The organism is Undibacterium hunanense, from assembly GCF_014284335.1.
GTDB lineage: Bacteria > Pseudomonadota > Gammaproteobacteria > Burkholderiales > Burkholderiaceae_D > Undibacterium > Undibacterium hunanense.
Window position 1 is genome coordinate 325,455 of sequence record NZ_JACOGF010000002.1, and the last position, 25,434, is coordinate 350,888.

The 25,434-nt window shown below is 49.7% G+C and carries 22 protein-coding genes; 9 read left to right on the forward strand and 13 right to left on the reverse strand.

Annotated elements, in window-relative coordinates:
* Position 1 precedes the first annotated feature (1 nt).
* The 3 genes from H8L32_RS04580 to H8L32_RS04590 all read right to left on the reverse strand — a co-directional run bounded on the left by H8L32_RS04580 (position 2) and on the right by H8L32_RS04590 (position 3,042).
* The gene (locus H8L32_RS04580) at positions 2-301 is read right to left on the reverse strand and encodes a hypothetical protein (protein WP_186945979.1); all 300 of its coding nucleotides are present in this window, start codon (positions 299-301) and stop codon (positions 2-4) included.
* 45 nt (positions 302-346) lie between these two features.
* Complete coding sequence (locus H8L32_RS04585) at positions 347-2,539, reverse strand: TonB-dependent receptor (RefSeq protein ID WP_186945980.1); 2,193 nt, start codon at positions 2,537-2,539, stop codon at positions 347-349.
* 335 nt (positions 2,540-2,874) lie between these two features.
* Complete coding sequence (locus H8L32_RS04590; RefSeq protein ID WP_186945981.1) at positions 2,875-3,042, reverse strand: hypothetical protein; 168 nt, start codon at positions 3,040-3,042, stop codon at positions 2,875-2,877.
* A 394-nt stretch (positions 3,043-3,436) separates the two neighbouring features.
* Here H8L32_RS04590 and H8L32_RS04595 point away from each other — a divergent pair, with 394 nt between their 5' ends.
* On the forward strand, positions 3,437-5,692 hold the full coding sequence (locus H8L32_RS04595; RefSeq protein ID WP_186945982.1) for a hypothetical protein: 2,256 nt from the start codon (positions 3,437-3,439) through the stop codon (positions 5,690-5,692).
* 88 nt (positions 5,693-5,780) lie between these two features.
* Positions 5,781-7,217 carry a protein kinase domain-containing protein gene (locus H8L32_RS04600; RefSeq protein ID WP_186945983.1) on the forward strand — a complete coding sequence of 479 codons (1,437 nt, stop codon included), beginning with the start codon at positions 5,781-5,783 and terminating at the stop codon, positions 7,215-7,217.
* A gap of 111 nt (positions 7,218-7,328) precedes the next feature.
* On the opposite strand, the gene H8L32_RS04605 is transcribed toward H8L32_RS04600, so the two are convergent.
* The 4 genes from H8L32_RS04605 to H8L32_RS04620 form a co-directional block, all read right to left on the reverse strand.
* A complete protein-coding gene (locus tag H8L32_RS04605) occupies positions 7,329-8,105 on the reverse strand; it encodes an alpha/beta fold hydrolase (RefSeq protein WP_186945984.1) in 777 nt (258 codons plus the stop codon).
* A 185-nt stretch (positions 8,106-8,290) separates the two neighbouring features.
* Positions 8,291-8,728, reverse strand: a complete 438-nt coding sequence (locus H8L32_RS04610; protein ID WP_186945985.1) for a MarR family winged helix-turn-helix transcriptional regulator — start codon at positions 8,726-8,728, stop codon at positions 8,291-8,293.
* An 86-nt stretch (positions 8,729-8,814) separates the two neighbouring features.
* Positions 8,815-9,588 carry a tRNA-uridine aminocarboxypropyltransferase gene (locus tag H8L32_RS04615; protein WP_186945986.1) on the reverse strand — a complete coding sequence of 258 codons (774 nt, stop codon included), beginning with the start codon at positions 9,586-9,588 and terminating at the stop codon, positions 8,815-8,817.
* A gap of 162 nt (positions 9,589-9,750) precedes the next feature.
* The gene (locus H8L32_RS04620; protein WP_186945987.1) at positions 9,751-9,999 is read right to left on the reverse strand and encodes a DUF3297 family protein; all 249 of its coding nucleotides are present in this window, start codon (positions 9,997-9,999) and stop codon (positions 9,751-9,753) included.
* Between the two features lie 345 nt (positions 10,000-10,344).
* On the opposite strand from H8L32_RS04620, the gene katG reads away from it, so the two are divergent.
* The gene (gene katG / locus H8L32_RS04625; protein ID WP_186945988.1) at positions 10,345-12,531 is read left to right on the forward strand and encodes a catalase/peroxidase HPI; all 2,187 of its coding nucleotides are present in this window, start codon (positions 10,345-10,347) and stop codon (positions 12,529-12,531) included.
* A 230-nt stretch (positions 12,532-12,761) separates the two neighbouring features.
* Here the strand turns inward: katG and H8L32_RS04630 are convergent, their stop codons facing one another.
* Entirely contained in the window at positions 12,762-14,027 is a 1,266-nt protein-coding gene (locus H8L32_RS04630) for a flavin-dependent oxidoreductase (RefSeq protein ID WP_186945989.1), read from the reverse strand.
* A gap of 397 nt (positions 14,028-14,424) precedes the next feature.
* Here H8L32_RS04630 and H8L32_RS04635 point away from each other — a divergent pair, with 397 nt between their 5' ends.
* The 4 genes from H8L32_RS04635 to H8L32_RS04650 all read left to right on the forward strand — a co-directional run bounded on the left by H8L32_RS04635 (position 14,425) and on the right by H8L32_RS04650 (position 17,891).
* On the forward strand, positions 14,425-14,964 hold the full coding sequence (locus H8L32_RS04635; RefSeq protein WP_186945990.1) for a MarR family winged helix-turn-helix transcriptional regulator: 540 nt from the start codon (positions 14,425-14,427) through the stop codon (positions 14,962-14,964).
* A 12-nt stretch (positions 14,965-14,976) separates the two neighbouring features.
* A complete protein-coding gene (locus H8L32_RS04640; RefSeq protein ID WP_186945991.1) occupies positions 14,977-15,546 on the forward strand; it encodes a hypothetical protein in 570 nt (189 codons plus the stop codon).
* Between the two features lie 176 nt (positions 15,547-15,722).
* On the forward strand, positions 15,723-16,865 hold the full coding sequence (locus H8L32_RS04645; protein ID WP_186945992.1) for an ABC transporter substrate-binding protein: 1,143 nt from the start codon (positions 15,723-15,725) through the stop codon (positions 16,863-16,865).
* A 270-nt stretch (positions 16,866-17,135) separates the two neighbouring features.
* The gene (locus tag H8L32_RS04650; protein WP_186945993.1) at positions 17,136-17,891 is read left to right on the forward strand and encodes an SDR family oxidoreductase; all 756 of its coding nucleotides are present in this window, start codon (positions 17,136-17,138) and stop codon (positions 17,889-17,891) included.
* Between the two features lie 73 nt (positions 17,892-17,964).
* Here H8L32_RS04650 and H8L32_RS04655 read toward each other — a convergent pair whose 3' ends face one another.
* Positions 17,965-18,858, reverse strand: a complete 894-nt coding sequence (locus tag H8L32_RS04655) for an AraC family transcriptional regulator (protein WP_186945994.1) — start codon at positions 18,856-18,858, stop codon at positions 17,965-17,967.
* A 278-nt stretch (positions 18,859-19,136) separates the two neighbouring features.
* Between H8L32_RS04655 and H8L32_RS04660 the strand changes: the two genes are divergently transcribed.
* Together H8L32_RS04660 and H8L32_RS04665 are read left to right on the forward strand one after the other, a co-directional pair.
* Complete coding sequence (locus H8L32_RS04660) at positions 19,137-19,418, forward strand: ATP-binding cassette domain-containing protein (RefSeq protein WP_186945995.1); 282 nt, start codon at positions 19,137-19,139, stop codon at positions 19,416-19,418.
* Entirely contained in the window at positions 19,415-20,392 is a 978-nt protein-coding gene (locus H8L32_RS04665; protein ID WP_186945996.1) for an alpha/beta hydrolase family esterase, read from the forward strand. Before H8L32_RS04660 ends, H8L32_RS04665 begins: the two co-directional genes overlap by 4 nt.
* A gap of 141 nt (positions 20,393-20,533) precedes the next feature.
* On the opposite strand, the gene H8L32_RS04670 is transcribed toward H8L32_RS04665, so the two are convergent.
* The 4 genes from H8L32_RS04670 to H8L32_RS04685 form a co-directional block, all read right to left on the reverse strand.
* The gene (locus H8L32_RS04670) at positions 20,534-20,779 is read right to left on the reverse strand and encodes a hypothetical protein (protein WP_186945997.1); all 246 of its coding nucleotides are present in this window, start codon (positions 20,777-20,779) and stop codon (positions 20,534-20,536) included.
* A gap of 945 nt (positions 20,780-21,724) precedes the next feature.
* The gene (locus tag H8L32_RS04675; protein WP_186945998.1) at positions 21,725-22,735 is read right to left on the reverse strand and encodes a hypothetical protein; all 1,011 of its coding nucleotides are present in this window, start codon (positions 22,733-22,735) and stop codon (positions 21,725-21,727) included.
* Positions 22,732-24,102, reverse strand: coding sequence for a DUF4928 family protein (locus H8L32_RS04680; RefSeq protein WP_186945999.1), 1,371 nt, complete (start codon positions 24,100-24,102; stop codon positions 22,732-22,734). Before H8L32_RS04680 ends, H8L32_RS04675 begins: the two co-directional genes overlap by 4 nt.
* 57 nt (positions 24,103-24,159) lie before the next feature.
* A complete protein-coding gene (locus H8L32_RS04685) occupies positions 24,160-25,380 on the reverse strand; it encodes a DNA cytosine methyltransferase (RefSeq protein ID WP_186946000.1) in 1,221 nt (406 codons plus the stop codon).
* Positions 25,381-25,434 lie beyond the last annotated feature (54 nt).

Here is a 25,434-nt window from a genome sequence, read left to right on the forward strand (position 1 = left end):
CTTAATCTTCAAATTTGCAGATCTTGCTGCATATTTTTGTCAGTGATCGTTTCATTCTTTCTATTTCATTTTTTTCGGCTTCATCCAGTTCTTTGATTTTGACCGGATCAGTTTCTTCTTTCTTTTTTGCCTGGATTTTCATCAATTTTTCCTTGAAGCTGTCTTCGGTAGCTTCTGGATCTTCGAATGGTAATGTAGTACAGCGCCTGTAACATTCCTTTGGCGTTGTAGCAGTTTGGGCACTGGCGTTCAATGTCGAGCCGATAGCTGCTAGCAAGAGAATTCGTACTATATTTTTCATTTATATTCCTTTGTATTGGTGAATCTCGAATCAATTGTGTGGGCTTTACATTTTCATTTCCAAACGCAATCCGATACGTCTGTAGGCAGCACTTTGCGTTGTCTGTTGCAAGAGCCCACCAGTGTTCAGATATTCATCGATACGTTTGCGGTCCGTGGGGAACAAATTTTCCAGATTTAGCGACAAACGAAGATCGGAATTGACCTTCCAGCTAGCACTGCTATTGACGGTAAACATACGTGATTGATATGTGCGTTGGGTAAGGTTATTCCGTACCCAGTCACCAGGAAGCCAGTTTGCGTCGAGATTCAACCTAAGTGGCCAGTCACTGGCGGTATAGCTGGCGCTCAGTTTGGCTAGCCAGGGTGTTTGACCAGCCAATCGATTATCCGGCCCAGGTATGTTACTTAATTCTGAATGTGCAAATCCCACATTGCCACTTACGTCAAGTTTGGGGGCATCCTTCCAAAAATCGCGTACGGTCAGGCGCGCAGTCAGGTTTATCCCTTGTATTTTTGCCTCGCCTAAGTTGGCCGGACGTATAACGTAGCGTGGCACACTCGCCCAAGCCAGGTTTTCAAGCGACATTTCACTACCAATTTTATGACTAATATTGCGCATGTAATAATCGACGGCTAGCTCACTGTTTTCACTTATGCCGTGCGTATAGGATAAATTTAATCCCAATGCACTTTCTGGTTGCAGGTTTGGATTGCCAGCACTATCAGCAGTGTCTGGGGTATTTGCAGTGCAGAGCGTATTGGCATCGCACGCAGCCAAAGAATTGATGCGCGGATGTAGCAGCAATTGATTGGTCGTGGGAGCTTGAAATGTCCGTGCAAGTGAAGCGCGCAATTGACGCTTGCTGTCGCCTGCAATTTTTTTCACTACATGTATGGAGGGAGCCCACATACGAAAGTTTGCTGTATTGTGAGTCGGACCTTCATCCAAGCGAATATCTTGCTGCTCTGTCGAAATACCAAAATTAAATGCCAGACTTTTATTCATGCGCCAGTCGTCTTGCATGAACAGGCGATAGCTGTATTTGTTTGTTGCGTTTGCATACCCCAACGCAGAAAGTGTAGTGTCTCTGCTGCCATTGATGAAATCTTCGTACGTGGTATCACCGGTGTTGTGTGTAATACTGGTACCAGCCTCGAAATCGTGACCTCCCTGGAATTCGGTTTTGTAGTTCAGATTCAGGAACTGATTGCTATTTTCCGCTCGCCTACCCTTGTTGCGAAGATTACTGAAAATTTGTGGTCCATTTTCAGACAACTGCAAGTTTGTATTCGAACTTGAGGTTGTAATATGATTCATGCTGAGTTTTAATTCGATACGACTGTCGCTTTCAGTCAGCCAACTCCATTGCAGAGGAAAAGAGTAACTCGACATCGTATCTTTGCCGTTTTCTTGTGCTGTAAATTTGCGCCCGTCAACCCATAGACGTTGTTCGTTTCCACGCTGTGCAACCGTTACCTGACCAAGGTCAGGGGAAAATTTAAGATTTTGACCTGAACCGAGTTTCCACGCGAATTCTCCGGCTCCAAGAACATATTCGGTGGTTGACGCGGAGGTACGTATTCCCTGCAACATCGCTTGTAGTGGTAACCCAGACATTGCCTGGGTAGTTTGATAGCTGTCATAACCCGGTTTGTCAGTACGATTTGCCGATAGTGACAAATTAAAACTCAATGGCGCATTGCCAGATGCTTGATTATTTAACCAGGACAAATTCGCTCCATACTGTCCAGCTATGCTGGAAACGCCAGCATTGAGCTGAGAAAAGCGCGTTGGATCTATTTTGCGCCGGATAATATTGATCGTTCCTGCAATACCAAAAGGTCCCGTTGCTGCCGTAGCAGATTTAATGATTTCAATTCTTTCGACGTGAACAAGATCTAGTTCAAAAGGATCTTTTCCCGAAGGTGGCATCCCATCGACAAGTACTTGTGTATAGCCGGGTAAGCTCATTAATCCTATACGGCCATCCTTGCCTATTGTAATTGCAGGTTCACGACGCAAAATTTCATCCACATTTTGCAAGCCACTTTCAGCAATGGTTTTTTTGCTGATAATGAGCTTGCCAGCAACAAATTCACGATTTTTTTCAATATCTGTTTGCCCACCGTTGATAATCACCTGCTGAGTAGATGTAGGAGGTTTTTGAGTTTCTTGTGCGTAAGTCAGAGAATTTACTAACAATAGAAAGCTGAAGCACTTTAATTTACGTTGCATGAGATCATTGCAAAAAATAAGCAGATTAGGTATTTGCAATTCAGGTGACGCTTAGAAAATGTCATCAAAAGAATATGCATTTGTTTGTGTGTTGCTCCACAACAATGATTTATGTAATGCAATATTTCTTACAGAAAAGTGAGGATATTCCTTAAATGCATGCGCAATTTAAAAATGGTTTCAATGCAGCCAAACTTGGCGAGTGGGAGGATTTTTTATTTGCTCTAGCTCTCAAGAGCTACAAGTACATTTTTTCACCAGCACGAAGTCGCTCAACACATTTCACATATTTTTTTGTAAGAAACCGCAGGTTTAGGGCCTGCGGTCCATTATGCCTAAGGTACGCAAATAATAATGCAACCTTTTAATGTGTAGGGTCCCCCTGCCATACAATCGACGATACATTGCATTGTTGGAGACAATTCAGGTTCATCCGTTGCAGCTGCATACCCTGAAGACAAACATGCTAAAAATACAAAAACTAACCCTAAACGACGTTTCATTGTATTACCTTTCTTATTAATATGGGTGCAACATTGCATCCATATCAATAATATACTAAATGCAATTTTTTATGCTTAATAAAAAGTTATTTTTTGAATTTTATCAAATAACTATCTTAGACATAAATCTGGGGATCTAATTCGGATATAACTACTCGTCTGGGTAGCTTGTGTGTTGTCAGATACTTCTACTGTTATATGTGTCCATATTGGATTCAATATTTGTTGGGCAACAAGTAAATAGAATATCGCAGCCCATTTTCCAAAGTACATGTGTCTAATACTCCGATCTGGACCTAAAACCCCCTTCTGTTCCAGTCTTTCAAATCCACCCTCGGTGCTACCATTTTTGCTCAGGTGCAAAATTCATGTCCCCGCGCCGAAGGAGTCTCGCATGTTCAGCCTGTTTGGTACTTCCAAGCTCAAATGTCCCCGCTGTGACCACAACAACATACAAAATGCTGTGTATTGCACGCATTGTGGATTGATGTTGAGCAGCCCCAGGCATGATGCCGTGCTGCGCCACAGCCGCTGGTTACCTACTGAGAATGAAGTCGCCCTGTTTTTCGGCGTGCGCCCACTGAGTAGCATCACCAGACAAAATCTGCATATCCCTGTCAGTGCGCGTGCCTATGTGCTGCAAGACAGTCAGATTATTGAATTGCATGCCGGTGACTATGTAGAACAGGATGTGTCCGGCCAACTGGCTGGTTTGCAGACAGAGCAGGCGGCAGAAATTTTGCTGACCCGCCTCAACCCCTTTGCCTTGCTATTCAGTTTCGATGATTTGCATACGGCAGAATTTCTGGCGATTGCTGCCAAGTTTGTCGTCAGCGTCAAGATTGCCGACGTGCCTGCATTTGCCAAACACTTCATGCATGCACCGGGCATCATCACCTGCCAGCAGTTGCAACAACTGCTGGAACCCATGGTGCGTCAGATTGCGGTGGAATTTTTGGGCGCGCAATCACTGCGTGAACTGCAAGACAATGTCCATCTGCGTCAACAGCTTGATGAACGTCTGCTGTCCACATTGAATCAATCTGTAGCGCAATACGGTTTTATCGCCACGCAAGCTGTTACCCGCGAGGTACGTCACGACAAACTGACAGATGACAGGGAAAAACTCAGCGAGAAAATCGGCACTCTGCATCTGGTCGTCGATGGTCAGCGCGCACAACTGGAACACAGCAAACGCCTGGATGCCATCTATACCAATAGCGAATGGCAAAAAATCGCCAAGCAGGAAGAACAAATCCGCCTGCGTTACCGGCGTGAAGAAATGCGCCAGCAATTTGGTAAAGACCTGGGCTGGCTGTATATGCAGGGTCAGTTGGAAAACGCCAAAAAACGCCTGGGCCGTGCCAAACTGCGGCAGGATGAAAACGAACGCCTGCAAACCATACGTGCCCGCGAGCTGGAATTGTATGGCCGAGTGATTGAAGCGACTACCCGCAAGCACGCGCTGGAACGCGGTGCGGCAGAAACCATCAAAGAGCTGGAACATAGTCTCAAACAAAAATCAGAACAGCGTCAGAATGAAGCCGACCAGTGGCTGCATATACGCACCCTGGCGCGCATCAAGATGCGTTCAGAATCAGAAATCACCCAGTTGCAAAGCAAAGAAGCTGCACAACTGATGCATCAGAAAATCCAGCATCAATTGCAAAAATTCCAGCTTGAACATGAAGTCGCACAAGCCAGCCTGATCGCCGATCAGGAGCAGCAAAAAGTCCAGACAGAATTATTACGTCACAAGCAAAACCAGTTGACCCGCCGTGAACAGGAACTGGAAGACGAAGAGCAAAAAAGCCGTCTCATCCTCATCAGCATAGAAGCCGAAGCCAGGGCGCGTGAATTCCAGCGCCTGCAAGCCTGGGAAGAAGAACTGCAGCAGCAACGCAAGCGTGCCCTGTTGCGTGAAGACAGCATCAGTGACGCCGATACCAAACTGCAACTGAGCCAGTTGCAAGAAAAGGTCAACAGCATCACACGCAACGACAGCCAGGCCGATGCCATGGCCCAGCATGAAAAATTGCTCAATACCCTGAAGGCACAGGCCCAGTTTGAACAACAATCGCAACAACAACGCCATCAGACCACGCTGGCAGATATAGATGCAGAAACCCTGCGGCAGCAACTTAAACACCAGGACGACGAACGCCGCTGGCAACGAGAATTGCAACAGGCAGAAGCAGAGCGTGTCGATAAGTTTGCCAGGTTGAATCTGGAACGCGAACAGCGCCAGGCACAACAGGCGCATGACGCGCTGCTGGCCCGCATTGCCATCGAACGTATGAGTGCGATTGCCAACTTCAGCGAAACCGGCAAGATCGCCACTGCCGATGCACCCAATGCAATTGCCCTGGCCGAGATTGTCAAAATCCAGGCACAAGCCAGTTTGACGGCAGAACAAATTCTCGCCATGCAGGCCGGCATGTCAGCGCACGCGGCCCAGGCCATGAGCGCCATGGCCAGCGCGCAGCAAGGCATGACCTGGGAGCAGGCTGTCAAGATGCTGCAAGAACGCATACAGGATGAACGCGAACAAAGGGAAACCGAACAGCAAAGACGCCACGAAATAGATCTGAGCATGGCGCAAAACGCCAACAATCGCGCTGCGCAAACTGGTCATGGTGGCCGCAAATGAAAATACTATTTTGATCAGTCAAAAAAGTAACAAACCGTACAACCACAATTGATTTCACCGTTTAATAAAAGTAGCCTCTATCAACACCATGCAAACGCCAATACAAAAAATCCGTGAATTGCGCGCATTGCTGGATGAAGGGCTGCTGACGGAAGACGAATTCAAACAACGCAAAGACGCCATACTCGATACCGAACTTGCCCCCGTCATCTCCAGACACGCAAATCAAGCTGGTCAGACAAGCAAGGCTGCACCAGAAAACACCCAGGGCACTGACCTCGGTTTTCTGGCAGGGCAAGAAGTGGGCGGATTGTCCAAACGTTATAGACTGGAACGCCTGTTAGGGCAGGGGGGCATGGGCCAGGTGTGGCAAGCCACTGACCTGGCAACCCAGGCAGAACTGGGCCATAGCGAAATGGTGGCGCTTAAAATCTTGCCGCCGCAACTGACGCAAAGCGCCATCCATGCGCGTCTGCTGGTGGAAGAAGCATCACTGGTACGCAGGCTCGCACATGAGCATATCGTCAGGGTGTATGACTGGGCCCGTGATCCAGCCACCAACAGCTATTTCATCATCATGGAATACCTGGATGGGCAAGATCTGGAAAATTATCTGACCAGGCACAGCCGCTGCACCTTAATACAAGTGCTGGAAATGCTCGGCCCCGTGGCCGATGCACTGCATTATGCGTGGGACAAACACAAACTCGTCCATCGTGATTTAAAACCCGGCAACCTGTTATTGACGCAGGCAGGTGATATCAAACTGCTGGATTTTGGCATTTCAGCCCGTTTGCGCAGCCACACTGAGGCCGGGCTGGTTTCCACCGGCATGACACCATCGCGTTCACCCTATGCAGGCACCGCTGGTTACCGCGCGCCAGAAGCGGGTAGCCATCAGCACAGCCCCGGCCTGGATGTCTATGCCGTTGCTGTCATGATCTACCAGATGCTGGAAGCGGCCATGCCCTTTGGCGACTACCGTCATCCGCAACAGCACCCCATACAACCTGCTGCACTCAATGCCGCACAATGGCAAGTCTTGCAAAGCGGCTTCGCCATCAAGCCAGACCAGCGCCCGGCCAGCGTGCGTGCATTGCTGAAAGCCCTGCAAGCGACCTTCAAACCAGGTGCCAGCACAATGCAGGCCAGGGCAGGCATCAGCAAGACAGAAATCAAGGAATCACCCATAGAAGCCGCTGCCCGCCAGCGTGCCGAACAAAGACGGCAACGCAAGGAACTGGAAAAGCAAAGACGCGAACACGCCAGTGCCGCCCTGCATGCACTTATCGCCAGGCAAAATCGCCTGCGCGCGATTGAAGATGCGCAAGTGCGGCACAAGGAAGAACAACTGCGTCAAAAGAAAGAACAGCAAGAACAAAGACGCCAGCAAGAAGAAGCCCTGCTCGCTGCTACGCAGGACGATGCGCCGACAGATGTCACCATTTCCTGGGAAGAAGCGCAACGCTATCTGGCAGCCATCAGTCGCAATGCCGGGTCAGACAATGGGCAGCCAGCGGCTTAGAACAGGTTCTTAGAGCCGGTCAAAATAAGGCCGTACTGCTCAGGGAAGCAGCACGGCCATCATCACTTCATCATTACCATCAACTACAGAGACCAGCCCGGCCTCTATCGATTAACGCTGGACCGCAGCAAAGATTGCATCTGCAACGGCTTTAGGCTGAGACAGCATAGGCACATGGCTGCTTGGCACAGTGGTGGTAACCGCATTGAGCTTCTTGGCGAAAGCAGCTTGCAGGCCCGGATCAATCATACGGTCTTTGCTGGCCACGATGTAATAGTTCGGCTTGTTTTTCCATGCGACGTAAGTCACCTGTTCACCGAATGCCTTGGCTGGGAACAAACCCTGTGTGGTTGCCAGCACGGCAGTTTTTTCCTTGGCCACATCTTGCGCGAAATTGGCAGCGAATGATTCAGGGGACAATTCAAGATTGCCATTGGCATCCGGTTTCAGTGTCGCCACGCCAGCTGGTACAGGGTAGTCTTTACCCAGGCTGCCCAGGGTTTCACCTTCGGATGGGGCAAACGCTGCGACGTACACAAGTGCCTTGATCTTGTCGCTGCTGCCAGCTTGCGTAATCACGGCTCCGCCCCATGAATGACCAACCAGCACCACTTTACCAGTCTGTGCATCGACAACGCGCTGTACCGCAGCCACGTCATCTGCCAATGAAGACAAAGGGTTTTGCACGGCGATGACTTTCACTCCTTTGGCTTGCAGCAGTGGCGTTACCTGGTTCCAGCTTGAACCATCGGCGAAAGCGCCGTGGACCAGGACAACGGTAGTGTCATTGGCAGATGCTGCCAATGACTGGCCTGGCAGGGCAATAGTGGCACCGGCAGCGGACAAGGCGGCAGACAGGATCAGGGCATTTTTGCTTGTGGTTTTCATTTTAATGACTTTCAAAAAGTGATAATAAGAAATTTATTGATTAGCGCGCTAAGTATTTGGATGGCTTTCCGATGCCTTTGCGCCTGACCATGGAATATATAATAGTGCGCTAATCATTAGTGTGCAAGTTAATTTCAATTATTTTTTATGACATCACGCGCCACGCAATATTCGCCCCACGTTATTTAACGATCGAGATTACGGCCCAGTTTGTTCAGTGCAGCCATAAGCTGATGAAATTCGGCCAGTTGCAAGTCGCAGGCAGCGGCAATCTGCTGACTGATGCGTACCCCGGCGGTGCGCAGCTTTTGGCCGGCATCGGTCAGGGTCAGTACACGATTGCGTTCGTCATTTGGGTCGCGGTCACGCAGGAGATAACCTTCTGCTTCCAGGCGCTTGGCTATCGGCGTGATGGAACCCGAATCCTGTCCAAGGCGTTCAGCCACATCACGTATGCCCAGACCTTCTTCTTCCCACAAGACGACCATCACCAGATATTGCGGATAAGTCAGATTCAGCTCGGCAAGCAGCGGTTTGTACAACTGCGTCATCTTGAGTGATGTCGAGTACAAGTTGAAACACAGATGGTCTGCCAGCAGCGGCGGTTGTTTGCGGGATGTCATGGGACTTAAACTTCTTAGGAGACTGTTAGCCTAGCGTACTTTGGTCACGACCGCAAATGACAGACTTGCATGTTGCATGCGCATGGTTAAGTCGCTGACGCCAGCAAATCCTGCAACTTTAGATGCAAGTCATCTTCCCATTCCACCTTCAACTGCTGTTTGGCCCGCAGATAGTGGTCGGTGAACAGGTCGAGGTACATTTCCAGCGCCTGCGCAGCGGCAGTGTCGCCAGCCAGGGCCAGGCATAGCGCAGCTACTTCAGATGTGCACAAATGATCATCACGTCGCGAGCGGCGCAGGCGATAGCGTGACAACTGTTCCGGCAGCAGGCTCAATACCGGGAATTGATTGAGGTAAGGGCTTTTCTTGAATATCTTGCGCGCTTCTGGCCAGGTGGCATCCAGCAGGATGAATAGCGGACGTTTGTTATCCGCACCGGTTGGTGTGGATGTCTGTGGCGCATCGGCAGGCAATAATTCGGTAATCACCCGCTCTGGTGCCACAAATTCACCCGGAAAAACCACATACGGCTGCCATTGTGGGTCAACCAGCACGGCCAGCAGCGCCGGGTTAACTTCGGTACGTGCCCAGGCAAACGCCATCGTATCCGGCACCACATCGGCTATCAGCCAGCCGGTGTTGCTGGGCTTTAGGGCTTCATGTTCCGCCATCAGCAGGCAGATCCCGGCGCGGCTGGACACGACAGGGCGCAGGGCGCACAGGCAATGGCTAAGGATCAGCCGGCAACCACTGCATCGCTCTCCCTTGGGGCCGCCCCGCGCAAGAAACGGCCGCGTGCTGCGAAGCAAACGGTCAGCGCGCAGGCGGGATACGGCATGGGGTGGGGAGGTGGGTTTCATCTAAGTGACAACATCAATGGTGATCAACAAACATACCTGGCAGCGTACATTGATGGGTAATGTGTGGTGGGCAAAGAACAGTGCCAAAGACACCGGGCAAGCCCGGTAGCAGAAATAATGGTGAAACAGTGACGGATGCAGCCCTGCACCCAGATAAATCAATCAGCGGTAAAACGCCTCGACCACGCCTTTGACCTTGATCATCAAAGGATTGCCTTTGCGGTCACGCGCCTTGCCGGCAGCAACGCTGACCCAGCCTTCGCTGATGCAATATTCTTCAACGTCGGTGCGTTCTTTGCCATTGAGCTTAATACCGACATCGTGTTCAAACACGGCGGCAACATGGTATGGGCTGCGCGGATCAACCGACAGGCGATCCGGTAATGGAGGGTATTGTGTAGTGTCGTTCATGGACACAATTATCCCTTAGAAGCGCGGGGGATTCAATGCCCTGTCATTTTCATGTAGATAAGATATTATTAATTGATAAGACTCATCCGTAATTATCCGTAATTATATAAGCGAGTACGAAGGTGAGTATTATTGCAATTTTGATTATTTATAGTCAAAATAAATTGAATCAATAAATTAAATTAAGTATACCTATCGTCTTTCCATCTCTACAATCGCTCAGGTAGTCAGTGCCACAGTTCATTCAGGGGCTGTTGCAAAAAGAAGTTGGTGATATGCCGATATGTCGCTATGCAGGATAACCAGCCTGATTTTGCAACAGCCTCTCCATCCAAGGAGATAACGATGTCAAACGAAGCAAAATGCCCATTTTCAGGAAGCGCCCGTACCGCAGTGGCAGCCAGCCACGCCAACGCAGACTGGTGGCCCAATCAGTTAAACCTCAAGATATTGCACCAGCATGCCCCCGCTTCCAACCCGCTGGGCGAGGCTTTCAATTACGCTGAAGCTTTCAAGACCCTGGACCTGGACGCCGTCATCAAAGACCTGCATGTCCTGATGACCGATTCGCAAGAATGGTGGCCAGCCGATTACGGTCACTACGGTCCTTTCTTCATCCGCATGGCCTGGCATAGCGCCGGTACCTATCGCACTGCCGATGGACGTGGCGGCGCAGGTGCAGGTGCCCAACGTTTTGCCCCGCTCAATAGCTGGCCCGACAATGGCAACCTGGACAAGGCACGTCGCCTGCTGTGGCCCATCAAGCAAAAATACGGCAACAAACTGTCCTGGGCAGATCTGATGATACTGACCGGTAACGTCGCACTTGACTCTATGGGCTTCAAGACTTTTGGCTTTGCCGGTGGCCGTGCCGATACCTGGGAACCAGGCGAAGACATCTACTGGGGCCCAGAAGGCAAATGGCTGGACGACCAGCGCTATACCGGCGACCGTAATCTGGAAAACCCCCTTGCCGCCGTGCAGATGGGTCTGATCTACGTCAACCCTGAAGGCCCCAACGGCAAGCCAGACCCTGCCGCATCGGCACGTGACATCCGCGAAACCTTTGCCCGCATGGCCATGAACGACGAAGAAACCGTCGCCTTGGTCGCTGGCGGTCACACCTTCGGTAAAGCCCATGGTGCAGGCGACCCATCACAGGTTGGTGCAGAACCAGAAGGTGCCAGCCTGGAAGAACAGGGCCTGGGCTGGACAAACAGCTTCGGCACAGGCAAAGGCGTGCACACCATCACCAGCGGTATCGAAGGTGCATGGACAGCCACCCCTATCACCTGGGACAACTCTTACTTCGAAACCCTGTTCGGCTACGAATGGGAACTCAACAAGAGCCCAGCCGGTGCCCACCAATGGACACCCAAAGACCCGGCCGCCAAAACCACCGTACCAGATGCACATGACCCATCCCTGCGCCATGCGCCGATGATGACGACAGCAGACATGGCCTTGCGTGTAGACCCGGCTTACGAAAAAATCTCGCGCCGCTTCCTGCAAAATCCGCAAGAGCTGGCCGATGCCTTTGCCCGTGCATGGTTCAAGCTGACCCACCGCGACATGGGGCCTATCACCCGCTACCTTGGTCCTTTGGTTCCCAAAGAAGAACTGATCTGGCAAGACCCTGTCCCCGCCGTCAACCATGCATTAGTGGACGACAATGACATTGCCAGTCTCAAGGAAAAACTGCTGGCGTCCGGTCTGTCGGTATCGCAACTGGTGAATACCGCCTGGGCATCGGCATCCACCTTCCGTGGCAGCGACAAACGCGGTGGTGCCAACGGTGCACGTATACGTCTGGCCCCGCAAAAAGATTGGGAAGCCAACCAGCCAGCCGAACTGGTCACTGTGCTGGCCAAACTCGAAGCCATACAGGCAGACTTCAATGCCAGTCAAGCCAGCAAAAAAATCTCGCTGGCTGATTTGATCGTACTGGGTGGTAGTGCAGGTATCGAAGCAGCAGCGAAAAAAGCGGGTCATGACATCAAGGTGCCTTTCACACCAGGACGCATGGACACAACCCAAGAGCAGACCGACGTTGATTCCTTTGAAGTGCTGGAACCAGCCGCTGATGGCTTCCGCAACTACCTGCGCAAAGGCCTGGAGGGAACAGCCGCTGCCCTGTTGATAGACAAGGCACAATTGCTGAACCTGGGCGCGCCTGAACTGACAGTCCTGATCGGTGGCCTGCGCGTATTGAATGCCAACGCCGGTAAAACCCAGTTGGGTGTATTCACCAAACGACCAGAAACCCTGAGCAATGATTTCTTCGTCAATTTGCTGGACATGAACACCAAATGGCAACAGTCAGGCATTGCAGGCGTACTGGAAGGCCGTGACCGTGTAAATGGCGATGTGAAATGGACAGCCAGCGTGGTTGACCTGATCTTTGGTTCAAATTCACAACTGCGCGCCATTGCAGAAATCTACGCAAGCAGTGATTCGCAACAGAAATTTGTGAATGATTTTGTAGCAGCCTGGACCAAGGTCATGAATGCAGACAGGTTTGATTTGGCGTGAGCTGAATTAAACATGCTACGAGTAAAACGTTCAAGTAGCTAATTCCCTCCCCTTCAAGGGGAGGGTTAGGGTGGGGATGGGTTTCCGTTGATTAACTTGCGATCAAATTGCACAAGAAACCCATCGCCATCCTGACCTTACCTTTGGCACGGGGCGAACTGTAGTTGTCCGTCCCAGCCAGTTTAAAAAATTAACTGATGTTCAATAACATCCCCGGCTTTGACTTCATATCAAGCAGTCTTACCTGCCACTCCAGCTACCCCTGTTCCCCGCAACGCATCCTTATCAAACCCCGCCAGCCGTTTGTAACGCAAAGAAATCGCCTCCAGCTCCGACCGTGGTATCACGTCTGTCACATCCGCAAAACCCTGCGGCGCTCGTTCTTCTGCCAGTTGCATCACCTGCTCCGGCCCGTTCATGCGGTTGCGTAATACGATGCCCGTGGTGCGTGGCAAACGCTCTGCTTCATACTCGCGCAGTGCATACAATATGGTCGCCTCGTTCGTCAGGCAATCCGTCAGGTAACGCGCATCAAGAATCGCCTGCGCGCTGCCGTTAGAACCTATCGGGTACATAGGGTGGGCAGCGTCGCCCATCAGTGTCACTCTTTCGAACGTCCAGCGTGGCAGCGGGTCGCGGTCTACCAGTGGGAATTCATACACTACCTCTGCCGCCTCTATCAGACCGGGGATATCAATCCAGCCCCATTTCCAGCTATCAAACGGTTTGCTGAAGGTCGATTTATCCACCTTGCGATTCCAGTCTGAGGTGGGCAGTTCACCACCGGGCACGCGCAGTTCGGCAATCCAGTTGATCAGCGACCGGCCTTGCGTGCGTAAGGGTTCCGAAATGGGGTAGGCAACAAATTTCTGGTCCTGATGCCCGGCCATGAACATGCTGCGTCCATCCATGTAAGGTTCGGCTTCCGTGGTTGCCCGCCATAACATGCGGCCAGAAAAGCGTGGCTGATCACCCTGTGGATACAAAAAGCGTCGAACCGCCGAATGAATGCCATCCGCACCAACCAACAAGTCCGACTCCACCAGCACCGCCGCTTTGTCTGACTGACGTGTGAAGGTAGAAATCACCTTGTCTGCCACTTGTTCAAACGAAGTGAAAGCATGTCCCTGATGAATGTGGTCAGCACCTAGCCGGTCCATCACATTTTGCAGCAAGCTCATCTGCAATTCACCACGATGTATGGAATATTGTGGCGAATCATAGCCAGCGGCACGACCGCGCGGTTCCTGCCAGATTTTTTGCCCCAGCTTGTTGAAATAAGACAGCGACGACGTTTCAATACCGCGTTCGGCCAGGCAAGCCTCCAGCCCCAGTTGGCAAAGTTGCTGGCTGGCATGCGGCAATAAATTAATACCCACGCCCAGCGGCTTGATTTCATTGACTGCTTCGTAGACCTCAACAGCGATCCCACGTTCATGCAACATCAGCGCAAGCGTCAGACCGCCTATGCCGGCACCGGCAATAACTACTTTCATGTCGTCCTCCGTAAATTATTTTGCCGCCGGCCATTTTTAAAACCTGCGTTATTGTTCTACTGTATAACAATTATTTAAGGTAACACAAGGTTTGTTGCAATTTTTTGGTTGCGTGGGTCTGGAACTCATTCCTATTTATGAAATGAGTTCTAGTGGACTGTAACAGTTGAAAACAGAGTGCCTTCCACTTGCGCGACGATCACGACTGCGTTGCAAATGCTCGCGATAGTTCACTATCGCTCCACTTTGCGCCTTGCCCTGATCGCCGGGCAAGCGTCTTTCACTTCTGTTTCAACTATTACAGTCCACTAGCAATGTGTCTTTGTGTAGTTTTGCTAATTTAATATAGCCAGCATGTACAATACTTCATAGAACAAATCATTCATAACGCCTGACCATGCCTAAACAAAGTCCAGCCACTTCCAAAGCGCAAGCCAAGCTCAAGGCTCCTGCAGCCAAGCGCCCGGCCAGCCAGGCGCAAGCCCCGGTCTTTAATGCTCGCATAGTGGGCATCAACTACGATATTCTGGAAGAACTCACAGGCTACGCCGTGCGTCGCGCCCAGCTATCCATCTATGCAGACTTTACCGCCAGCCTGGGGGCGTATGACATCACCCCGCAGCGTTTTTCTTCACTGGTGATCATCAGCAACAACCCCGGTATTTCACAAACCCGTCTTGCAGAAGTCATGGGTATTGCGCGATCAGGCGTGGTTGCCATCATTGATAATTTTGAACAGGCCGGCCTGCTGGAACGCCAAGACGCAGGCGACCGCAGAGCCTATAACCTGCACCTGACCAAAGAAGGCCAGCGGCAATTAGAGAAATACAAACAGGCAGTGAAAGAGCACGACGACAGGGTCAGCCAGCAATTGACGATAAAGGAAAGGCAGCAGTTGCGGGCATTGTTGGGCAAGTTGTGTATAGAGTCAAAATAAAGCAGCGGTCATTTGGTGGTGGTTGACCATATTTGGATGGTGCGCCGCGCGCACCGTCCAATTGCCAATAATCAATATATGCATGGTTTCATGCACCGCAGCATAGTTACATGCCTCAACAAAACGGTGCACGCAGCGCGTCCAACGAGACTGAACGAAGTTGAAATTCCCTCCCTTTCAAGGGGAGGGTTAGGGTGGGGATGGGGTTCGGTTGATCAATCCGCCATCAAATTAATTAAGAAACCCATCCCCATCCCAACCATTCCACTGCGCAGCTTGCATGCTGCTTGGAAATTTGTGGCACAAAGCAGCGCTTTGCGAATTCCCACAAATTTCCCCTTGAAGGGGAAGGAGCTGGCCTGCAGTCCAATTGCCAATATTCAATATATGCATGGTTTCGTGCACCGCAGCATAGTTACATGCCTCAAAAAAACGGTGCGCGCAGCGCACCCTACGAGATGCTCTCTTGCTGCAAAATTAAAGCGTCACATTGCTATGCGCGCGCCATTAATCGTCAACACAAAATCCAAAAAACACAAAACCCCGCTTGCATCGTACTCAAAATATTATTATATTGAATAACTGTTCTGCTTCATAACAATAAAAAATCGTAATAACGAAACACAACAACGAAACATAATAAGTACGTCACCAATTCCAAGCCCGGCCTGGCAAACAAGGCTAAATAAGCATTTGCAACACCAAGCAATATCAAGCACACCGGCATCTGCAATACCAACAATAATCAGGAGACAGCAATGCAATTCATCACCAAACCCACGCTATTGGCCCTGTTGATCAGCGCGACCATAGGCACGGCCCAGGCCGACATCACCATCGGTGTCAGCCTGCCATTAACCGGTCCTGCATCAGGGCTGGGCATCCCCACCAAGAACGGCATCACCCTGTGGCCCGACACCATCGGTGGCGAAAAGGTCAAACTCGTCATCCTTGATGATGCATCCGATACCACCCAATCCAGCAAGAACGCCCGCCGGCTCATCACCGACGACAAGGTAGACGTTATCGTCGGCTCCACCGCCACACCAGCTTCGGTGGCACTGGCAGAAGTCGCGTCTGAACTCAAGACTCCGCAAATCTCCACCTCACCAGTTGAAGTAGGCCCCGGAAAAGGCACCTGGACCTTCCGCGTTGCCCAATCAACCCCACTCATGGCCCATGCCGTGGCTGATCACATGAAAAAAGTGGGCGTCAAGACGTATGCCTATCTCGGTTATTCAGATGCCTATGGCGAAACCTGGTTGAAAGGAATCACCGCCGCCGCTGACAAGGCCGGCTTGCAATCTGTCGCCACAGAACGCTTCAATCGCCCCGACACCAGCGTCACCGCACAAACCCTGAAGTTGCTCGCCGCCAAACCTGACGCTATCCTCATCGGCGCATCCGGCAGTGGCGCCGCCATGCCGCACAAAGCCCTGATAGAACGCGGCTACAAAGGCAAAATCTACCAAACCCATGGGGCAGCCTCGCGTGATTTGATACGCCTGGGCGGCAAAGACGTAGAAGGCTCCTTCGTCGTCGCCGGTTTGGCCATCCTGCCAGAGCTGCTGCCAGAAGATCACCCATCCAAACGCCTGGCAACCGACTTCACCAACCGCTATGAAAAACAATTCGGCGAAGGCACCAGAAACCAGTTCGCCGCCCACGGCTACGACGCCTACCTGCTGCTGAACCGTGTCATCCCCATTGCGCTAAAGAAAGCCAAACCCGGCACGCCGGAATTCCGTACTGCGTTGAAGGATGCAATGGAATCCGAAATCGACATCCCCATCACCCAGGGTGTCTTGCATTACACAGCGAATGATCACTTTGGACTGGAAGAAAAAGCACGGGTGATGTTGACGATACAGAATGGGAACTGGAAGGCAGTTGGGCCTTGAGCTTTCAGCCTTGATGTGCTGAGGCAAGCTGGCTATTTTTAATTTTCAATATTAATTTTCAGTATTAATTTTCAATAAGGCGCGATTTTTATCGCGCCTTTGTCTTTCTGCATCAATAAAGTTCATAGTGACATCCATGGAATGACCAGCGCAGCCTTTCTGGACGTCACCATCATTTTGTAGGATCAGGCAAAAATCATCCAGCTTCCGGCAACAAGACCAGGCCCCTGGAACAGATACTGAGTACTCCAACCACACAGGAGAACTCTCATGACAAAGATCGCACTTATTACAGGCGCAAGCCGTGGCCTGGGCCGCAACACCGCACTGAATATCGCCCGCCGTGGTGCTGATGTCATCATCACCTACCAAAGCCGGGAGGAGGATGCCAGAGCGGTAGTGGCAGACATTCAGGCAATGGGTCGCAAGGCGGCCGCGTTTCAACTGGATGTCAGCGACACGACCGGCTTTGCGTCATTCGCTGCGCGCTTGCATACGGCATTGCAAGAAACCTGGCAGCGCGATACCTTTGATCATCTCGTCAATAACGCTGGCCATGGCGACATGGCGTTGATTACAGACACGACCGAGGCGCAGTTTGACAAGCTGGTGAATGTACACTTCAAGGGCGTGTTCTTCCTGACACAGACATTGTTACCCTTGCTTGCAGATGGTGGCCGCATCGTCAATCTGTCTACCGGGCTGACGCGTGTTTCTTATCCTGGCTTCGCTGCCTATGCTGCTGTGAAGGGCGCCATCGAGACACTGAGCGTGTACCTGGCCAAGGAACTGGGTAGCCGAGGTATTGCAGTCAACACCGTGGCACCGGGTGCGATTGAAACAGATTTTCTGGGTGGGGCCGTGCGTGATATGCCTGATCTGAACCAAAGCTTTGCCAGCATGACCGCGCTTGGTCGTGTGGGTATGCCAGACGACATCGGCCCCATGATTGCCAATTTGCTGAGCCAGGACAATCACTGGATCAATGCGCAGCGTATTGAAGTGTCTGGTGGCCAGGTTATTTGATCATGCTGGAGCGTACCGCATTCATCCAGATAGTGGGCGCAAGCGCCGTCAGATGATCCGATAAGCAAACAGCTCATGCCGCTGCATGAATCCTGCCACTTGCCGCCGCCATGTCTTTGGCTGGCGGCAAGCCAAACATGCGGCCGTATTCCCGTGTGAACTGGTGCACGCTTTCATAACCAACCGAGAATGCCGCATGGCTAGCATTCGCCCCCTGCGTCAGCATCAGGCGCCTGGCTTCTATCAGCCGTAATTGCTTCTGAAATTGCAGCGGCGTTAGCGAGGTCACAGCGCGGAAGTTTTGATGAAACGAAGACGGGCTCATGCCCGCGACGGCGGCCAACTGTCCGACTGGCAGGCGCCGGTTATATTCAGCCCGCAGCAGCGCGATGGCGCGTGCCACCCGTTGTACATGGCCATTGGGCAAGCCCAGGCGTCGGATTGAATCCCCATGTCGCCCGGCCAGCAACCAGTAATGAAACTCCCGCAAAAGCTGTGACTGCAGCACAGGTATCGACCCCGGACGTTCCAGCAAACGCATTAACCGAAGCGCAGCATCCGCAACTTCAGCATCGGTCTGCTCAAACCTGACTGGTGAATGGTCGGCTTCTTGCGTGCTGGTCATTTCGGTCGCAAGCTCAGCAATGATGGCAGGGTCAAGATCCAGAACCAGCGAAACATACGGCACCCCGGCACTGGCCTGCGTGATCTGGCTGGCAGTCGGCACATCCGCCATGATCAGCAACGAATCACCCGCAGCAAACGTATAAGACTGTTTGCCCATCGTCACATGCTTGGCCCCTTGCAGCACCAGACAGGCAAGCGGCTTCTGGATGGCATATCCCAACGCCGTGCGACTGGCAACCCGAATAGCCGTCAAGCCGGGGATGGGCGTCTGCGCAATACCATCCTGACCGGAATGCGCTTCCGTGTAACGGCGAACAGTATCGAGGAGTGAATCAGTCATCACCTGATTTTAGTCCAGCCGCTGCCACGCCGTAAACTGGCGTTGCAGGATCAGGCAAAATGTACGGAGGTTTGGGTAAAGAACAGATACGAACAGATACCAAAGCAGGGTCTGGCAATGACTCTGCACTTGCCATAGTGTTCAAATTTGCAAAAAGCCCATAAACTCTGGTGTTTAGCGTGTAAGTCTTTCGCTAACAAGAATGCTGGTAGCGGCCAGGCTCTACCACATTGTTGAACACAGCGCGCCGCAAATCATGGATGTTGACAGGAACCCTGATGATCAAAGTCACACAACTGCAATTTGAATATGGACACAAACGCGTCTATGACGATTTTTCGCTGACGCTTGCACAGCCAGGCCTGTTTGACCAAAATGGCAGTGGTAAATCAACGCTATTAAAGATATTGTCGGGTTTGTTGTTTACGCATGGGGGCAGTGTTGCGGTGCCGGGGTATCTCGCCATCCCCTGGGGCTGCGTGTTTAAACAATCTGTAGTGCAACGTGGCGAACGCTGGAGCCTACTTTTCACGCGTCCAGCCACTGAAGGTATGCGATGAAACGAGTACTACGCTGGTTTGCCTGGAGTCTATTGGGTCTGCTTGGCTTGATCGCTGTGTGCGGCGCATTGTTCACCTACTTCATTTATTCCCCAACACCTGTTCGCCCCGACTTGTCTGGCGCTGTGCAAAAAGGCAGCATACAAGCAGGTGGCATCAAGCGCACCTATATCAGCTATGTTCCACGTGACCTGCCCAAGGGCGCACCCCTGGTGCTGGTCATGCACGGCTCAGGCCAAAGCGCAGAAGACATACGCGTAGAAACAGGCTACGCCTTCGAACGCCTCGCCGATCAACACGGCTTCGCCATCACCTATCCCGACTCCTACAGCTTTGACTGGAACGATTGCGGCAAAGTCGGCGACTACCAGGTCAATGGCCGCGATATTGATGACGTCGGTTTCCTCAATACCCTGACCGACAAACTCATCATCGACCTCGGCACAGACAAAACCCGCGTATTCGCTACCGGCGTATCCGCAGGCGGCTTCATGTCATTGCGCCTGGCGCTGGAATCACCAACCCGCTTCCGCGCCGTGGCCGCAGTTTCAGCAAGCGTACAAGTGCCGCAAAACTTCCGCTGCAAACCAGCCGGCACCGGCACCTCCGTCATGGTCATGAACGGCACCAAAGACCCGCTGGTGCCATACAGCGGCGGCGAAGTGAACCTGCTGGGCCTGTTCTACAAATGCGGCGACGTACTCAACGCACGCGCATCCGCGCAATATTTTGCAGACTTGAACAAGATCACTGCCGCACCAACAACACGTGCAACCGCAATATCAGGTGTCGATGTAGAACAAGTAAGCTGGAAGCGTGATGCCAGAACCGAAGTCGAACTCGTCACCATCCACGGTGGTGGACATGGTTTACCACAACCCTACTACCGACGTGCGCGTCTGCTAGGCCCGTCGCCGATGGCACCAAATGGAGCGGAAATGATTTGGGAGTTTTTTAAGCGGCAACAACCCTAAAGGTCCTGCAGCCTGCCACACAAATTTGGTCAATGTGCATACGCAGGCGAAATTTAGTGAAGCTTTGGCGACATCGCATGAACTAGAACTCATTTCTATTGCTGAAATGAGTTCTGGACATCGGCCAACTATTCTTTGCCATCAAGGTAAGGTCAAGTCCAAGCCGAGCGTCCTGGCAAGGACAAAGGTGAAGATACCCAGGCCCAGAAGCGATAGCATGAAGATGACGCCCACTTTGCCGCTCGCGCGTAGCACCGCGTGCATCTCCTTCGCGTGGTCCTTTTCCTTCCTCCCTTGATCGTAATGCCACTTGATGGCGAAAAACATGCCCACGCCAAGTACGAGAGCCTTGAACGTAACTAAGACTATAGGAATCCATTCCATCATTTTGAGTATTTCCAGTTGTTACGTAAACTATCTATCGTGAAGCCCACTATCTTAAAACCTTGCTTTAGCAGCTTCGTTTTTTTGTTCGAACTATCCCCTCAGGCATCCTGCTTGAATCTTTCACTACATCTACTTATGAAACAAGAATGGCATCCAGCAGGGTGTTTGCCGAATGCAGATGAGTGAGGAGAGAACCTCAATGACTGCCATGCGCAGCATAGTGTTGCTGCACGTCTTGATGCATACTACTCCAAAGCAATTTCCATACATGAGGACAAATTGTCCCAGTTGAAAAACATACAACGCACCTCTTTGGGTAGCAGCAGGGAGCGCGGACGCTTGCAAGCGGCTCTGTAACGGCTGCCTCATCTGCTTGCGCGACGGCTAGAGTCGATCACCGCTGCTGTGGTTTAAAGCCCAGGAAACACTTTGCCCCATCCGGAAGTTCTCTCAATGCGGTCGCACATAGCTTTCTGCTTCAGTATCTATTTATCGTGAGATTCCGTGCGAAAGTGAACAGACAGAAAGCTACGTTAGCGATGTAGCACAACGCTCGCTTGAGGGTGGAAACCGCGCCGTGCTTTCCTTTATTTTTTGGTGAACGAGTCATACTTACAGTTTTGATTGGAACGATTGCGGCAAAATCGGCACCGTACCGGCCCATCGCCGATGGCATCGAATGGGGTGGAGATGATTTAGGATTTTTTTGCGCGGCAGGAGCCTTGAAAAGGATCTTGTTGGTCCAGAGGAACCTTGTATTCCTTACGCTGTATGGCTGATTGCCTTTGCATACACCTGCTATTCGGGACCGCGTAGCATGATACTTATGGGCTGCCAAGAGTACCATGCACCGTCGTCGTAGCAGTAAGTTCACCCAATCTGCCCGAATTGCTACTAGAATGCCAATTTTTGAAACATTGGCAGCGATTCAAGAGAAAAATTCTACTACAGGGGCCAAATTGGTCCAATTTCACCTGATAGACGAGCTATATACGAATTACGTCGTTCATGCCAAGTCGGATTTATGCCCCGTAAAGCAAGTATTTCTCCGTAATAGTCCTCAATTAAGCGGCTGATTAAAACTCCAAACAGCAGCATGGAATTAGCATATTCGTTTGGCCGTTCATATACAGGCCTACCGCCTGTTTTTGTTTGTGTTGACTCAACTTGATGTAAAAGGGCGTCAATGCTTAAAGCTTTTACACTTTCAAGTGAGTCAAATAGATCTGGAATTCTTTTTGCATCTACGCAACCATAGGCAAAACCGACTCGGTAATTTACTGCATTTCTAAGTTTTGACAACCATGACGTTTTGTCAAATCTATTCTGAAAGTTAAGCGCAGAAAAAATGCGCGTTTCCATGTTTGCAGGTTCATCTTTTGCTAAATTGAGCCGTTCTTGAATATCTAAAAAAAAAGTTTGCCAGAGGCCATCATGGAAGTTATTTGAGCCAAGCTTTCTGAGTTGAAGGGAGCTTTTCGCACCATAAACGTCTATCATGCTGATTTGAAATGTTCCGTTACCTGGGGCTTTATGTTCTTTTTTACCTAGTTTCTTTAATCTGTCAATTTCAGAAGTTGGAAGGAATGTAACCACACTTCCTATCATTCTCAACCAAGCGAGAGCTAAAAACAAACACCAATAATATGTTGTTACTAGCAACCAAGAATGACTCGGAAAATCTTTTTTTTGATACGCATTTGCTAGAATCATTCGATGCTCTAAGGCTTGATCGAGAAGAATACTTACCTCTCGTGCCAACATCGCACCATATTCCTTCGATGAACAGCTTATAAGAAATTCTTTTTTTGTCGAGCCAGTGACATGGTATCCGCCCTTTTCCCGCCATTCGAAAAACGTGAAGGAATTGCCTAATCTATTCTCGATGCCCTCACATATGACATCTAAGGCATCAGATTTTACGCCTTCCCATATAAAGCCTTTAGGTATAGTCATACCATTGAATCAGAAATGGATACACTTTTCTTTAACGTACTTTTTATAACTTCTAGATACGCAGATTTAGTCGGACGAGTTCGCTCAGCAATTCTTTCAAAATCTACTGATGCCAAAGGCAAAAGAATATCTTTAATCGAGCTCACCTTGGCATCGGAATGCTTTGCAATGGATGTTTGAATCACATCATCAAAAATCTCACAAATGCTTTCAAAAAAAGCTGCTCTGATGAATACTGATTTATCGTCAATTAGCTGGTGTAGTGCGCGTAGAAAATTTAAGAAAAGTTGATATTGAATTTTTCTTGAGGCGTTTACCCATGCATTCGATCGAATGACGGGTAACATAGATTTATTAAAAGATACCCTAGAAATTTTTCCCGACACTGATTTTGCTGGACTCAATAGTTTTCGAAGCGGCGACTCAATATCATTGTTCAATTCATCGAATAAGCCTCTTAGTATTTGTTCACTTGTGCTTTCAATTTCAGCAACTTGTTTGATATCTAGTAACAAGGCAGACGGCACGCCGACTTGAGTGGTGTTTATGTCGATAAATAATTTTGCTTCTTCCGCTCGAGTGAGCCCGATATAAACAGATACTGGTATTCGTAAGTCTTTACCATATTTTTCACGACATATTTCATATCCCCAAAGCCTATGCTGACCGTCTAGTACCAAGAACGATCCACTTGTAAGCTGATATTTTAAAATTTTGGATCGCGTGTTGTATTCTAAATTTGCTTCAGGTTGTGCTGAAAGAACTATGTTCGTAGGAATTGATCCGAGGCCATCAAATAAATACTTAGCAATATCTTCGGCGCGGTTCCTATTTAAATTTCGTTGAAAACCTGATTTTGGGTCTTCATTTCTACTCGCGACATAGCAAAATGGAAAAAGAGAGGACACAGGAATTGTAGTGAAAAAGAATCGCTGCCCATTTTGTTCAAGAGGTACCGCAGAATATGATACGTTCTTCGTGTCGGATTCTCTTGCATCGATAATGAGCTTGGCTTGTTCTACCCAAAAAGATTCGACAACGTCTAAATCTATCTCAGAGTGTTCGGCGAATGTGTTTAGAAATTGAACAAATAGAATCATATTCGCTACACTTCCGCGACTAGTTCTACCTGCTTCATTAGACAAAATGTCAGTGATATTGTAACGAGCAAGAATCGTTTGGATTAAGGCTTTGGTCAGTCGAACTACTTGAGTGCCAGAATTTGTTACAAGAGTCGTCGAGTCTAAGGGGAGTCCTTGTTCCTTGGCGAAATGCGTAACTGCCAGGGCAACACTGACTGAGCCTGCCGTTCGAAAATTCTTACTCTTCGCAAACTCACCTAATGCATCTTGTATTTCACGTGTCATTTTTCAACCTAGAAGTTTGGTTAGTTGTTCATGAATAGTAAATTTTCAAATAGAGTTCTAACTCATTCCAATAGCTTTGGCATTAAAGCTAAGAATCGGCTCAAATACTTTAGACGCTAAGTATCTAACCACAGGTACTGCAACACCATCACCAGCAATATGATATGCATCGTTGTAATTTTTAGGAAGAATGTAACTATCAGGAAGTCCCATCAGCCTAGATGCTTCTCTAGTAGAAAGTAATCGTGATCGAATTTCGCTTCCATGTACTACTAATAAAATTTGTCGGCTAGATCCACCGGAGGGGGTCCGTAGACATCCCGCAATGTTGTCAAAGCGAATCTCCGCTCGTTGATTTCTTATTCCATCCTTATCTTTTCTGGTTCTTCGATATATAGTTCCCACAACCCGATGGCCAAGTAATTTTGCTGCATCCACTTTCGCTAAATTGGTTTCACTCATTAAAGCTAAAAGTCTCTTCGTTTCTTGTTTGGTATGCCAGATAACTCCAGTGGGAGTGTCTTCTAGAATATCAATAAATTTTGTTTTGCTTTGTTCTGGCTCTGGTATATTCCACCATATCCATTTCTTTCTAGCTTCAAGAGAAAGCTTTTCATGGGCTTTTTGAAGCGTCTTTGGATGCCAAATGTCAATTGGTTTTGTTGCTGTAAGGTCGAGGGGAATTTGAATGTCATTTCGCACACCGATAATGAATATTCTTTTTCGAGATTGTGGCACGAATAATTTTGCATCTATAACTAGAACACCAAATTTATAGCCAGCTCCAGAAAAAGCAGAACCAATTGCAGAGAAATCTTTTCCATCGTGAGAGGTTAGAGTTCCAGCAACGTTCTCTAGTGCAATGATTGGAGGACTCCTCTGTTCTTCAATTAATCCCCTGATTAGCTTCCAAAATGGCCAAAAAGTCCCTGATCGAGTTTGAGTTTTTGCGTTTCTATTTCCAATTCCAACGTTGTTGCCTGCTAGTGACAAGTCTTGACATGGGAATGATGCCCAAATTAAGTCAACTTGTCCTGGCAATTGTTCAGTTTTTAAATCATTTACATCTGAAATTAAAAGCTCAGGTGCGCGTTGCCAATTTTCGCGATATACATTGCCTTTCATTTCGGAAATATCATTGGAAAAACCACAAACCCAAGCATCTCCAAGCCCCGCTCTTGCCATTCCCCCACCTGAGAAAAATTCGAAGAAAATTGGCTTGCGAGTTTTTGAAATGATTAAATTCCTTGTTACCTTTAAACTTTTTTTTTCTTCCATTACTTCTAGGCTAATCAAGTGGTCACTACTGAATAATATAAACGGCCATTCATT